Source organism: Pseudoalteromonas xiamenensis, from assembly GCF_030994125.1.
Classification (GTDB): Bacteria; Pseudomonadota; Gammaproteobacteria; order Enterobacterales; family Alteromonadaceae; genus Pseudoalteromonas; species Pseudoalteromonas xiamenensis_B.
In genome coordinates this window covers 3,070,172-3,083,670 of sequence record NZ_CP099917.1, presented here as the reverse complement: position 1 = coordinate 3,083,670, position 13,499 = coordinate 3,070,172, and the positions used below count along the sequence as shown (strand labels likewise).

Sequence of the window (13,499 nt, the reverse complement as noted above, 5' to 3'; positions counted from 1 at the left end):
ATATGTGACAAGTAACGCCCTCTTTTATTTCTAAAAACACAAAACCACTTCATTTAAAGTGGTTTCAACGCGCAATTGTCCGAGCAACAGCATCAGTTTGCTAAGTACCACACCGAAACGAATGGCTCACACGAGTGTTTTCACAACTAGTAATAAGTTACTCGTTTTACCTTACGAGGCTTTATTTCCGTGATATAAAGATCAAAAACGCGTTTCATATCTAGTTCGACTTCTGTGGTGTACACATCGCCTACGGCGTAAGCCTTTACCACCTTCGCTCCACGGATAATTCCTTGTACTTGACCTTGTAACTGATCATTCTGAGCGACGGCTCCCTGAACAGTTAAATTAGAGGCCACTTTGTGACCGTACACCTGCTCAGCTAATTCCCGAAATGCTTCAAGCTTTGATGCTTTAATTGCCATCAACATTTTTTCTGTCTCTGAATCGCCTGGCTGAGTGCTCAAAGGTGCGTATCCAATCCCCTTTAACACAGGATAATTATCTGGTTCTACATAACCATATTCGATGTGCTTATCGAAAAATGTGCTACACGCTGTCAACAAAAGTGCTGCGCACAGCGCACAAAGAAGATTTAGTTTGCTCATGTGCGTTCTCCACCATAAACTGAATGCTATAACTTCAAAGCAAAAAGTGCGCCACAAAACTGTGGCACAAGCTTTGCTTTGATCATCTATATTCACAGACGAATGTTGGAGACTCGTTATGCAAACACAAACCCGCCAATATACAGCCGCGCTAAAAGCTTGTTGCTTTCTTGTTGGGCTAGGTGTTGCATTTGAGTCGCAAGCAGAATGGTTTGAATCTACCGGATACGCCGTGATTGACGATGGTGACATTGCAAAAGCACGACATGCAGCAATTAAAGATGCCGTACGTCAAGCGCTCATTTTTTCTGGCGCGTCAGTCAGCAGTGTACAAACGATTGCTGACGGCGTGCTCTCTCAAGATCAAGTAAAAATTAAGTCGCACGGTGAAGTTCAGCAAATCAACTTAATTGAAGAACGTCAAGAATCCGGTCAATTTTCCGTCACGTTGCATTTAGATATTTTTGCAACGCATAGCCAGTGCAAGCAATCCAAATTTAACAAGCAGGTTGCAGTAACCCGAAGCCAACTTTTACAACCGCAACAAGCGCGAATGGGGCAAATATACGATTTACCTGAAGCGGCATCCCGACGCTTATTCGAAACCTTGAATAGCCGAAATATGGCGGTAAAACCAGTGCCATATATAGCCGCCCCTATCAACGTAAAACCCTTTTTTAGCCAACAATTTGACTACAAAAATGGGCTGATTGAAGAAATTGCGACACGGACTAACAGCCAATTCGTTATCTTCAGTCAAATAACCGATATTGCTGACGGCGAACAACAAAATAGCGATTATGCATTTTGGGAAGATGATTCATACAAGCGCAGCTTTAAGGCCAACTTTGCGCTCTTTGACGCCCTCACTATGGAACCACTCTGGCAACAGTATTATACCACTGAGGGGACTTGGCCTTTCAAAAAGACTCAACTCGTTGACGTAAACAGCAACCAGTTTTGGCGCAGTGATTATGGCGATAAGATCCAAGAAGTCTTTAACAAAGTAAGTTATGACCTTTCAACCGCGGTGTCATGTTTACCAACGAAGGGGAAAATTTTGCACATTGATGGTAACCGGCTGGTCGTTAATCTCGGGCTAACGCATGGAGTCAAAGAAGGCCAACTCATGTCTATCGCGCACCGTAGTGATTTGAGCGACAATGCAGGCAAACGATACAGCTTTGGTATCCAAACGATAAATCAACTGCGCGTAGTGCAAGTTAACCAACAAAGTGCCATAGTTGAAAACATCGACAAGCGCCCTCTTAGCAACATTCAACTTAATGACATTATTGTAATTGAAACCGCAGAAGATGATGGTTTTGGTTTTGGGTTTGAATAAGACCTTAACCCTTTCATTGATATATGCTGCGTCTAACCCTGCTGTTTGTTGCACTACAGACTAATTTTGAAACTAGCCTAACAACGAAAGACACCGCAGTTGCAATCCATTAGATTACTGTTACGCATATAGTATAAACATAAAGTGTTTTAAGATAATGTGTTTGCCTCGGCGGCACTCTAATTGCTTATACCGTTTACGCGCTATCTATCGAAAATCTTTCCTTCAGCATCATGCAAATTCCATTATTTATAGTGAGCCAAATAAACTTGTTCATTCAAAGTAGATTTGAGTGGGCTACATAGATACTTTACATAAAACGTAGATAGAAAATAAAAAGGGACTTTATACTTTGATTTCACTGGCAGCCCCGACAGGAATCGAACCTGTAACTACCCCTTAGGAGGGGGTTGTTATATCCATTTAACTACGGGGCCAACGAGTCACTCAATTCTATAACGTAACCGTAAAAATAGTGAAGTCTTAAAAATTCAATAAATTAATGGCGAACAAATAATTTTTGGGATAGAGGATAGGTAACAAAGCGTGTCATTTATTTTATTAAACTCAGACAATTAAATAAGGCCAAATTTCGATTTGGCCTTATTTTTAAAGATGGATATCTTGTAATACGTAGTATGGTACAACCGTACGAGCACTCGCGGCGAGCGCTTTGCTCTTCAAATTCACGACTCTAGCCTGAATTTCGACGCCTTGTTGTCGATATATCAACGAGCCGGACAACACATGATCCGCACTTAGATTTTTATTGAGTTCATCAAGCGAACGAGAAAAACTGAAATCCCCTTCACCAGCAACTTTTATGTTATCCATTACTTTAAAATCAATAGTAACAAAACCAAATCGCTGTAGCGCTTGAAGTAACCCTTCAGACAGTTGATTACCCAGCTGATTTGTCGACTGCAATGAGTGGTTCAGTTCAACAAATGACGACACTGCAATCGTCGGCGTTTCAGATACCATTAATGAGTCTGACAAGGAAAGCGCTAGTTGCTCAACATAATCATTCAATTGTTTATGATGTTTGCTCGGTGAAAACACATATTGTTCCCGAGCCTCTTCAAGTGAATCTCCTTCCATGTCTGCAGCTATGGGCATTTCTGCATTATCAACAACCGTCGGTTGCATAGTCATCACAGAAGGAGTCGTCGATTGAGGTTGATTGTCAATATTAACGATAGTTGACAGGCAACCTGTCAAGCTCGGCAAAATCAATGCAACAAGTAACTTTTTCATATTACATGCCTCGCTTCAACATCACACCATCAAGCTCATCTTTTGAGTTTAACTCGTCGATTACTTTCTGAGGAATAAAGCCTTGGGCAGTGCCAACGACCGCTTTGCTATTTATCCCAACTATACGTGCATTGACTAACACGCCATCTTGATGATTGACAAGCGTGCCTGCCATAACATATTGAAATGGCATATCTTGGCTCAATTCTAAATAATCTCGACTGAATACAAAGTCGCCTTGCTCCGTGACTCTCATGTAATCGGTTGTTTTAAAGTCCACTACGGGCACACCAAACTGATGCAGCTCGTGTACAAACCCTTCAGCAATTTGATTACCAAGTAATGTGGTGGTATTAAAATCCGCATCTAGATAGACAAAACTTGCCACGGCGATTGGTGTTTTCTGATTCACGTATTGCAGATTTGTCACTAAATCTTGCATTATGCTTTTGATATAGTGATTGATGTTTTTACCAGAACGAGTCGAGTTGACTTGTAGCGCCTGTTTTTTCACGGCCATATTTTGAAAATTGCTTGTTGGGGATGCAATTTCTCTTACACCTTCAAAGGTACCTGTTTGATCAGCATTAGAGGTTAACTGGTTATTCGCTTGCAATGCCGCACAGCCCATCATGAATAAGGGCAAAGTTAATCCTAACAAAATGTGTTTCATCTCTTTCTCCGCCTAATATTCAGTCCGATAAAGCGTGCCTTCACGCATTTGAACTTTTTCATTGGTCCACATTACATTTTTTGGTATTTCGATCGTTGCAGCAGACATGTTTAAGCCATCAACAAGACTGGTTACACGGGCATTAACAATATACGCATGCTGCTGTTCGGTTAGCGTCCCGGTTATGACATAGTCGATATTTTGACGCGTTTTTAGTTTATTCACATCTCTACTAAGAATTGTATCGGCCGATGGATGCAAAACAATAGCGTTTTCTAACCTATACTCCGTCGTCTGGTAACCCATCTGCGTAAAGTACGTGATCAAACTCTCTTGGATTTGTTGACTTAACCCTTGTCCCGGACCGGACGCTGCTTTGCTCTCCAGAGCATTGGCAAGTAGGAAGCTTGTGACCGCAATGCGTTCATTTGCCTTAACCGGAATTGTCATATCACCTAATTGACTTGCCAGCGCGCCAATATACTGATGTAAGTCATAGTGAGACATTTTAGGCGTTACCACCGGATCTCTCGTAGGAACTTTGGTTTGATTCTTAGCACATCCCCCAAGTAAGCATATTACTAGTAAGACTATGCCAAAATTGAACTGACGTGATTTCATAACGGGCCATCTCAGATACTTTGTATTTCAAAAGCAATTTTCAGGCCAAATAAAAAAGTTGATGCACTTTCAAAAGCACATCAACTTTCTCTGATTTTAGTCAAGCCACCAAATTGAGACTCGACAAGTCAACAAAATTTAGTTGGCTTCGAGTAACTTCGCTATGTGGGCTTTTAGCTCAGACGCAAATTCTTCACGTCGAAGCGCATACTCAACATTGGCACACAGATAACCCAGCTTACTGCCACAATCATGGCTTTTGCCTTTCATGGCATAAGCTTGAACCGGTTCTTGCTTCATTAACATGGCAATTGCATCCGTCAGCTGGATTTCATCTCCTGCTCCTAACGGCGTCTTATCAAACAATGACCAAATATTTTGACTTAAAACGTAACGACCCACTACAGCTAGGTTTGACGGTGCTTCATCAACGTGAGGTTTTTCTATCATTGATTGTAAGTCCGCACTTTCACCTGCTTTTAGCTTTACATCACCAATATCAACGATACCAAACTTATCGACATCGGATTGAGCCACTGGCTCTACCATGATTTGACTTGCACCCGTTTCTTTAAAACGAGCAACCATCTCAGCTAAGTTGTCTTTCTTTAGGTCGCTCGCGGCTTCATCAATCAGTACGTCTGGCAGAAGCACAACAAATGGAGAGTTCCCTATCACGGGACCTGCACAATTGATAGCATGACCTAACCCTTTAGCTTCACCTTGGCGAACGTGAATAAGCGTTACGCCTTTTGGACAAATACTTTGTACTTCTTTCAGTAATTGACGCTTAACACGCTTTTCAAGCGTCGCTTCCAATTCAAAGCTGGTATCGAAGTGGTTTTCAATGGAATTCTTACTTGAATGCGTTACAAGAACGATTTCTTTAATGCCCGCAGCCACAGCTTCATTAACAACGTATTGAATCAACGGCTTATCAACTATCGGTAACATTTCCTTAGGAATTGCTTTTGTTGCTGGCAACATTCTTGTGCCAAGTCCTGCAACTGGTATCACCGCTTTCATTCTTTCTCCTAGATTGCGACAGGGGCTTTAATGTGTGGATGTGCTTGATAATCCACTAATTCAAAATCTTCAAATTTAAAATCGAATATCGACTTAACCGCCGGGTTAATTTTCATCGTCGGCTTCGCAAATGGCGTACGTGACAATTGCTCATCCACTTGTTCCATATGGTTTAAATACAAATGCGCATCACCAAAGGTATGGACAAAATCACCCACGTCCAAATCACATACTTGCGCTATCATCATGGTCAATAACGCATAGCTTGCAATGTTAAACGGCACACCAAGGAAGATGTCTGCGCTACGCTGGTAAAGTTGACACGATAATTTGCCATCTAACACATAAAACTGAAATAACGTGTGGCATGGAGGCAACGCTTGCTTGCCCATTGCGGCATTTTCTTTCGGTGAGTAGGTAGTATCTGGCAATAACGCGGGGTTCCAAGCACTCACTATCAAACGTCGAGAATCTGGATTTGTTTTAATTTGCTCAACGACATCGGTAATTTGATCAATCACTTCACCGTTTGCACCAACCCAAGAGCGCCACTGAGCCCCATAAACAGGACCGAGTTCACCATCTTCAGTTGCCCAACCGTCCCAAATGCTCACACCATGTTGCTTAAGATACTCAATGTTCGTTTCGCCTTTCAAGAACCAAAGCAACTCATGAACAATTGATTTCAAGTGACACTTTTTGGTGGTCACTAACGGAAAACCCTCTTGTAAATTAAAACGCATTTGATATCCAAATACGCTAATTGTGCCAGTTCCCGTTCTGTCTTCTTTCTTCACACCAGTTTCTTTCACATGGCGCATCAATTCTAAGTATTGCTTCATTGTTCTTTTACACCTATTGCGCTTGGCTCTCTTGACGTTTTGAGCGATACGCCCACACCATCAACCCAATTCCAGCAAAAACCATCGGCAACGATAATATTTGACCTTGAGAAATTATACCACCGTACAACCCAATGTGGGCATCTGGTTCACGGAAGTATTCCACACAAAATCTAAAGATACCGTATCCAAACAAGAATAAACCAGACAATGCTCCGGCTGGACGAGCACGTTGTTTGAACCAAAGGAGCATAAGGAACAAGACTAGACCTTCTAGAAACGCTTCATACAGTTGTGATGGATGCCGTGCTATTGGGCCGCCCGTTGGAAAAATCATAGCCCACGGCACGTCCGTTGCGCGCCCCCAAAGCTCCCCATTTATAAAGTTGCCAATGCGGCCTGCAAATAAGCCAACAGGCACGAGAGGCACGACAAAATCCCCCACGCTTAAAATCGACTTTTTAGTTCGCCATGCGAAAACCAACACCGCAGTAATTACACCGAGCGCTCCGCCGTGAAACGACATACCACCTTGATCAACCCGGAAGAGATACAAGGGGTTTTCAATGAAATAGTTAAACTGATAAAACAGTACATAACCGATACGCCCACCTAGAATAACCCCAAGCATGCCATAGAACAGTAAGTCACTAACTTGCTCTTTAGTCCAAGTACTTCCTGGTTTTTCAGCCTCTTTATTGGCATACCACATCGCAAAGACAAAGCCGATTAGGTACATTAATCCATACCAGCGAACGCTCAAAGGCCCTACACTGAAGATTACAGGGTCAATTTCCGGAAATTGCCAAGCCATCAAATATCCTTAACTCATTAACATTTTGATTGCGATAATCACAAGTAATCCTGCGAAAACACGTTTTATTACCTTAACAGGTAAATGATGCGTAGCTTTTGCTCCAATTGGAGCCATAAACCAAGACGTTGAAACTACACCAAACAACGCTGGGAGATATATAAAACCGATAAAACCCGCTGACAATTCGAAAACATGCCACCCTGAGGTGATATATCCAACAGAACCAAACAGCGCAATTACAATGCCACAAGCAGACGCACAGCCAATGGCTTTTTTCATATCAATTGAAAAATGGCTCAGAAGCGGCACGATGAGTGCTCCACCACCTATGCCGATCATTGCAGATAATGCCCCCATCAATGCGGTAATGCTTGAAAGCAAAGGTCCTTTGGGCAGCGTAACTGACTCCTCTGCCTTTTCTTTGGAGTACAACATGCGATAAGCAATAAGTAGCACGCTAATCCCAAAAATAAAGCGAACGTAGTCTTCGGGTAGCAATGCGGCAAAAAAGCTACTAAGGAGCGCGCCAAGTGCGACGCCCCCCATAACCCAAGGTGCAATATGCCACGGAATATTGTTATTTTTATGATGAGCTAGAGCTGAAGAGGTAGAAGTAAACAAAATACTGGCAAGAGACGTGGCTATTGCTACTAGCATAACACTTGTGTCCGGCACAACCTTTAACCAAAGCAAAAGACTGGTCAATACGGGTACGATAATTAGGCCACCACCAATACCGAGTAATCCTGCTAAAAAGCCAACAGCGGAACCTAGGACTGCACATAAACCAAACAGTGTTAAAGATGTGATCATGTAGTACTTTTCGAATTATTATTGTTAGAGTGTATCACGCTTAGCCCCATGGCTTCTGGCTAATCACGTATAAACTTAAACTTTGCCTTTTTGGGTATACAACAATTCACTGAACTGCTGTTCAATCATAAACTGTTTCAACAATCGATGTACTTGCTTGGCTGAGGATTGTGCCAAACAAGCTTCGAGTAGATTTTCCATGTCAACCACCTGCAACCGTCTTAGCACCCACTTCACTTTATTGAGCGAAGAAAAGTTCATGCTTAAGCGACGATATCCCATAGCAACCAACAGAATAGCCCCTTCTGGCTCACCCCCTAGCTCTCCACACAAACTAAACGGCAATTCAAATTTTTGACAATCTTTTGCTATTTTTGCCAATACACGTAAAACGCTCGGGTGGTATGGATCGAATAACTCAGCAACCTTAGCATTTGCCCTATCGACCGCAAGTAAGTATTGCGTTAAATCATTACTACCAACCGAACAAAAATCAACTTTTTCGGCCCACTCAGGCAATAGGAAAACACTCGATGGAACTTCCAACATTACGCCGATCTCGGGTCGCTCAAGATCATAAAACTGATCAGCCCATTCTTCTTGCAGTTCAAAATACGCTTGCTCTAGTAAAGCCAACGCTTCTTCAACTTCTTCGGTATGACTGACCATTGGCAACATAATACGCAAATTGCCCAAGCCCGCATTGGCCTTGAGCATGGCTTTAAGTTGATCTAGAAAAAGTTCAGGGTGATCAAGAGACACACGAATCCCACGCCAGCCTAAAAACGGGTTGTCTTCTTGAATATCAAAATAATCCAGTACTTTGTCACCACCTATATCCAATGTTCGCATAACCACGGGATCAGGGTGATGACGAGTCAGTACTTCGCGATACCATTCTTCTTGCTCTTTTTGCGAAGGGAACTGCCCTTTTTGCATAAACCAAGCTTCTGTCCGATAAAGTCCAACGCCATCACAAAGCTTGGCGTTAATTTGCTCGGTGTTTAAGTCTAAACCAGCATTGAGCAATAAACTGATATGCTCGCCATCTTTTGTTACCGCAGGTAGGTCGTGTTCCGCCTCAAACTTATCGTGCAATAAGCTATCTTGATGTTTAAGGTGAAGGTACTCACGTACCAGCGCTTCAGAGGGTGAGATGTAAACGCGGCCTGCATAGGCATCCAAAATCAACTTCTTGCCATCAAATTGCAATAGCGGTAAGTCTTCAATCCCCCAAATCGCCGGGATGGCCATCGCTCGTGTAAGAATTGAGGCATGCGAATTCGCCGCACCATTAATACTTACAACCCCAACTAAATTTTCCTTGGGCACTTCAGCCAACATCGATGGCGTCAACGTGTGCGCAATCAGAATGGTTTTTTCAGGGTAAGGCTTAACGGCTTGTTCCGTACTAACTAAATGATGTAAGACACGGAGACCAATGTCTTTGATGTCTATTGCCCGTTCTTTAATGTACGGGTCCTGCATGGCACTAAATTGCGACACCAATCGTTCAATAACCAGTTTTAGTGCTGACTTGGCATTCCAACCCGCTTGTAATTCTGCTTCAACACGCTGACCTAAACTTCTTGCATCTAGAAGCTGTTGATAAACCTCAAAAACGGCCAATGCTTCTTTGGGAATAGTGTCGCTTAACGTATTCGCTAACACATGAAATTCATGGCGAGTGGCAGAGACAGCTTGAAGGAATTTTTTTCGCTGACTTTCTGTATCGTCACTTTTTTGCAGCTCAATACTTGAAAACTCAAGTTTGGGTAAAACCACAAAACCTTCACCAATGGCAATACCCGGTGCACTTGCAACCCCTTTGAGCATAGACGTTTGATGGGTTGAGTCGCTTTGTCTCAACACCTCTTTAAGCTCAATATTAGCTAACTGCGAGGCAAGTTGCGCAGACAAGGTAATTAGAAATGATTCTTCATCATGGCTAAACACCCTTGCCGCTTTTTGCTGAACAACGATGACCCCCAGCACTTTACGTTGGTGCACAACGGGCACGGATAAAAAGGCATTGTAGCCTTCTTCGTTGACTTCTGGAGAGAGTTTAAAGCGCGGATGAGCTTGCGCATACGCCACATTGATTGGCTCTTCACGCTGAGCTACAAGACCTACAAGACCTTCTGTAAAGCCCATGCGAAATGTCCCGACGGCACTTGGATTCAGACCGTTCGTCGCCATCAAAATAAAATTATCTTGGCTATAATCCGCAAAATAGATGGAGCAGCACTCAGTCTGCATTGCCTCTTTGACCATGCTTACAAAACGATTCAAGGCCGCATCTAGCGATGGCTCTTGAGCAACCGCTTCTGCAATTGTTCTTAACGTTGCAAGCACAATCCTCTCCTGTTGTGAAAAGCAAAGTCATAAACGCCTATTAACATTACTCGCTATCGTTTTGGGCGCCAATTTTCCTTTGCGGGCTCTCTTTTATTAAATGGCATAGCAAATGGAGCAAACTCTTTCATCACGCGTCGATAAACGTCACGTTTAAAAGACACCACTTGTCTGACTGGATACCAATAACTAACCCATCGCCAATCATCAAACTCTGGATGATGCGTATGGAGTAAATTTACATCTTCGTCTTTACAACGAAGTTTTAGTAAAAACCATTTTTGCTTCTGGCCAATACAGACCGGGCTTGAATCTCGTCGGATCAATCTCTTTGGTAATTTGTAGCGCAACCAATGTTTTGAACTCGCTACAATTTCAACATCTTCTGGATGCAAACCAACTTCTTCGCGAAGTTCTCTGTACATGGTTTGCTCTGGGGTTTCCCCTTCGTCCACACCACCTTGTGGAAATTGCCAGGAGTGTTGGCCATAACGTCTAGCCCAAAATACCTGACCCTGATTATTGCAAATTACAATCCCGACATTGGCACGAAAACCTTCGGCATCAATCACCTTAGTGCCTCATTTGTAAGTCGATTTTAAATGATTGTTCCATATCTTCTTAAACACAGCAAATACTATTGGGATTTTTCCGCAAGTTACCCACAAGTTGTGCATAAGTTTTAAAAAACACGGCTATTTAACAAACAAATCCACAATCACTTTATAAAAAACCGTATTTCTCCACAGAAACTGTGGATAATGATGTTTATATATCTGTATTTATCCAGAAAGCGAATAAAAACAACTCTACCCAAATTGACCGTTAATTTATTTTACCCTTTATTATCAATGGTATAGCCATTAAAGCCACATTCATGAACGTTCAAAAAACACGCAAATTAAAAGCAGAACAAAAAAACACCAACACACATCCCTTTTGACAGCTTCTTTGTCAATTCTTAGAATAGCGTTTTTGATTTCAGTGAGCCGATATGCTTTCTCCACCAAAAACAACGGCCGAATTAATGCAGCGCGTCGATGCTATCGCCGGCCTTACACTAGGAGAAATTGCGCATCATTACCAATTTAAGGTTCCAGAAAATCTACTCAAAGAAAAGGGTTGGATGGGTCAATTAGTTGAGTATGTTCTTGGTGCATCCGCGGGTTCAAAGCCTGTTCCTGATTTTGAATTACTCGGTATCGAGCTTAAAACCTTGCCCATTGGTTACAGTGGTAAACCGCTCGAAACGACCTACGTCTCAATAGTACCGCTGATTGATGTAACGGGGCTTCAATGGGAAGACTCCGTCGTTCGTCATAAGCTTTCCCATGTCTTGTGGTTACCTATTCTTGCCGAGAGGGATATCGCGCCTATCGACCGTACTATTGGAAGTGGATTTCTTTGGAAGCCATCCGTAACGCAGGAAGCGGCGATAAGACGTGATTGGGAAGAACAACTGGAGTTAATTGCGTTGGGTCGAGTTGAAGAAATCAACGGTCATTTAGGGGAAGTTATGCAGATCCGGCCCAAAGCGGCTAACAGTAAAGCGCTTACGGATGCAATTGGCCCTGACGGAAAGGTCATCAAAACATTGCCTCGAGGCTTTTACTTAAAAACACAATTCACCGCGAACATATTAAAATCGCAATTTGGCGCTTAAAAGCTGGATGCCTAAAGTAAAAAGCCAGACGGGTGTCTGGCTTTTTCATTCAGTCTTATTGACCTTTGATTTCAGAGCGACCTTTGTAAAGTGCTTTTTCACCAAGTGCTTCTTCGATACGTAGTAACTGGTTGTACTTAGCTACACGGTCTGAACGGCAAAGTGAACCGGTCTTAATTTGACCAGCCGCTGTACCCACCGCAAGATCCGCAATCGTAGCATCTTCTGTTTCGCCTGAACGGTGAGAAATGACCGCAGTGAAACCAGCATCTTGTGCCATTTTGATTGCATCTAGTGTTTCTGACAATGAACCGATTTGGTTAAACTTGATAAGGATAGAGTTACCGATGTTCTCTTCAATACCACGCGTTAGAATCTTCGTGTTAGTCACGAATAAGTCATCACCCACTAATTGTACTTTGTGGCCAATTTTGTCTGTTAGGATTTTCCAACCCGCCCAGTCACTTTCGTCCAAACCGTCTTCGATTGAAACGATTGGGTAACGTGCAGCTAAGTCAGCTAAGAAGTCCGCAAAACCCTCTGAGTCGAATGCTTTGCCTTCGCCTTTAAGGTCATATTTACCATCGTGGTAGAATTCTGATGATGCACAGTCAAGCGCCAACGTGATGTCTTTATCCATCTCGTAGCCCGCTGCTTTAACCGCTTCAACAATGACTTCTAGCGCTTCTTCGTTTGACTTAAGATCTGGCGCAAAACCACCTTCATCACCTACTGCTGTATTTAGGCCACGTGCACTTAATACTTTCTTCAAGCTGTGGAAGATCTCTGCGCCCATACGTAGTGCTTCACGGAAACTTTTCGCGCCAACTGGCTGGATCATAAACTCTTGAATATCAACGTTGTTGTCTGCATGCTCACCACCGTTGATGATGTTCATCATAGGTACTGGCATTGAGAATTTACCAGACGTTCCATTGATGTCTGCGATATGTTCGTAAAGTGCGACACCTTTTGCTTGTGCTGCCGCTTTCGCGTTCGCTAGAGAAACAGCAAGAATCGCGTTCGCACCAAATTTTTCTTTATTTTCAGTACCGTCTAGATCGATCATTACTTGGTCAACGTCACGTTGTGCAAGTGCATCTTTACCGATAAGTGCATTGGCGATTTCGTTGTTTACGTAATTTACCGCTGTTAATACACCTTTACCTAGGTAACGTGATTTGTCGCCATCGCGAAGTTCTAACGCTTCACGAGTACCTGTTGAAGCACCTGATGGAGCACAAGCGCGTCCCCAAGCGCCAGATTCCAAGAAAACTTCAGCTTCAACAGTCGGGTTACCGCGCGAGTCCATAACTTCACGACCAATCACTTTAACGATTTTTGACATCTTGATTCCTCTTATTCCCAAAATGGTGAGTGTCATTAAATAACCATTGCCTTAACGAGTGCCGAGTATGTCGCAGCAAAAACGCAAAAGCTATTAGCCATTCGAAGGAGAAATAGCTGACTCATTTCACA

General features: G+C 42.9%; 13 protein-coding genes and 1 tRNA gene. 2 read left to right on the top strand and 12 right to left on the bottom strand.

The features are described 5' to 3' along the window. Positions 1-146: 146 nt before the first annotated feature. Positions 147-608, bottom strand: a complete 462-nt coding sequence (locus NI389_RS14260) for an LPP20 family lipoprotein (RefSeq protein WP_308360519.1) — start codon at positions 606-608, stop codon at positions 147-149. A gap of 118 nt (positions 609-726) precedes the next feature. Between NI389_RS14260 and NI389_RS14255 the strand changes: the two genes are divergently transcribed. Further along, on the top strand, positions 727-1,953 hold the full coding sequence (locus tag NI389_RS14255; RefSeq protein ID WP_308360518.1) for a flagellar assembly protein T N-terminal domain-containing protein: 1,227 nt from the start codon (positions 727-729) through the stop codon (positions 1,951-1,953). 362 nt (positions 1,954-2,315) lie between these two features. Here NI389_RS14255 and NI389_RS14250 read toward each other — a convergent pair. The 10 genes from NI389_RS14250 to rppH form a co-directional block, all read right to left on the bottom strand. Further along, a tRNA-Arg gene (locus NI389_RS14250) sits at positions 2,316-2,390 on the bottom strand. A 172-nt stretch (positions 2,391-2,562) separates the two neighbouring features. Next, positions 2,563-3,210: a FlgO family outer membrane protein gene (locus NI389_RS14245; RefSeq protein WP_308360517.1), complete on the bottom strand. Its 648-nt coding sequence runs from the start codon at positions 3,208-3,210 to the stop codon at positions 2,563-2,565. A gap of 1 nt (position 3,211) precedes the next feature. Then, positions 3,212-3,883: a FlgO family outer membrane protein gene (locus tag NI389_RS14240; RefSeq protein ID WP_308360516.1), complete on the bottom strand. Its 672-nt coding sequence runs from the start codon at positions 3,881-3,883 to the stop codon at positions 3,212-3,214. A 12-nt stretch (positions 3,884-3,895) separates the two neighbouring features. Further along, positions 3,896-4,390: a FlgO family outer membrane protein gene (locus NI389_RS14235; RefSeq protein WP_308360515.1), complete on the bottom strand. Its 495-nt coding sequence runs from the start codon at positions 4,388-4,390 to the stop codon at positions 3,896-3,898. Positions 4,391-4,642: 252 nt separating this feature from the next. Beyond that, entirely contained in the window at positions 4,643-5,530 is an 888-nt protein-coding gene (gene galU / locus NI389_RS14230; RefSeq protein WP_308360514.1) for a UTP--glucose-1-phosphate uridylyltransferase GalU, read from the bottom strand. A gap of 8 nt (positions 5,531-5,538) precedes the next feature. Beyond that, positions 5,539-6,372, bottom strand: coding sequence for a thymidylate synthase (locus NI389_RS14225; RefSeq protein WP_308360513.1), 834 nt, complete (start codon positions 6,370-6,372; stop codon positions 5,539-5,541). Between the two features lie 13 nt (positions 6,373-6,385). Further along, positions 6,386-7,186, bottom strand: a complete 801-nt coding sequence (lgt, locus tag NI389_RS14220; protein ID WP_308360512.1) for a prolipoprotein diacylglyceryl transferase — start codon at positions 7,184-7,186, stop codon at positions 6,386-6,388. A gap of 9 nt (positions 7,187-7,195) precedes the next feature. Beyond that, positions 7,196-8,002: a sulfite exporter TauE/SafE family protein gene (locus tag NI389_RS14215; RefSeq protein ID WP_308360511.1), complete on the bottom strand. Its 807-nt coding sequence runs from the start codon at positions 8,000-8,002 to the stop codon at positions 7,196-7,198. A gap of 75 nt (positions 8,003-8,077) precedes the next feature. Further along, positions 8,078-10,357 carry a phosphoenolpyruvate--protein phosphotransferase gene (ptsP, locus tag NI389_RS14210; RefSeq protein ID WP_308360510.1) on the bottom strand — a complete coding sequence of 760 codons (2,280 nt, stop codon included), beginning with the start codon at positions 10,355-10,357 and terminating at the stop codon, positions 8,078-8,080. A 53-nt stretch (positions 10,358-10,410) separates the two neighbouring features. Next, positions 10,411-10,929, bottom strand: a complete 519-nt coding sequence (gene rppH / locus NI389_RS14205; RefSeq protein WP_208842645.1) for an RNA pyrophosphohydrolase — start codon at positions 10,927-10,929, stop codon at positions 10,411-10,413. 422 nt (positions 10,930-11,351) lie between these two features. Here rppH and mutH point away from each other — a divergent pair, with 422 nt between their 5' ends. After that, the gene (gene mutH / locus NI389_RS14200; RefSeq protein ID WP_308360509.1) at positions 11,352-12,020 is read left to right on the top strand and encodes a DNA mismatch repair endonuclease MutH; all 669 of its coding nucleotides are present in this window, start codon (positions 11,352-11,354) and stop codon (positions 12,018-12,020) included. A gap of 55 nt (positions 12,021-12,075) precedes the next feature. Here the strand turns inward: mutH and eno are convergent, their stop codons facing one another. After that, a complete protein-coding gene (eno, locus tag NI389_RS14195) occupies positions 12,076-13,368 on the bottom strand; it encodes a phosphopyruvate hydratase (protein WP_308360508.1) in 1,293 nt (430 codons plus the stop codon). Positions 13,369-13,499: the final 131 nt, after the last annotated feature.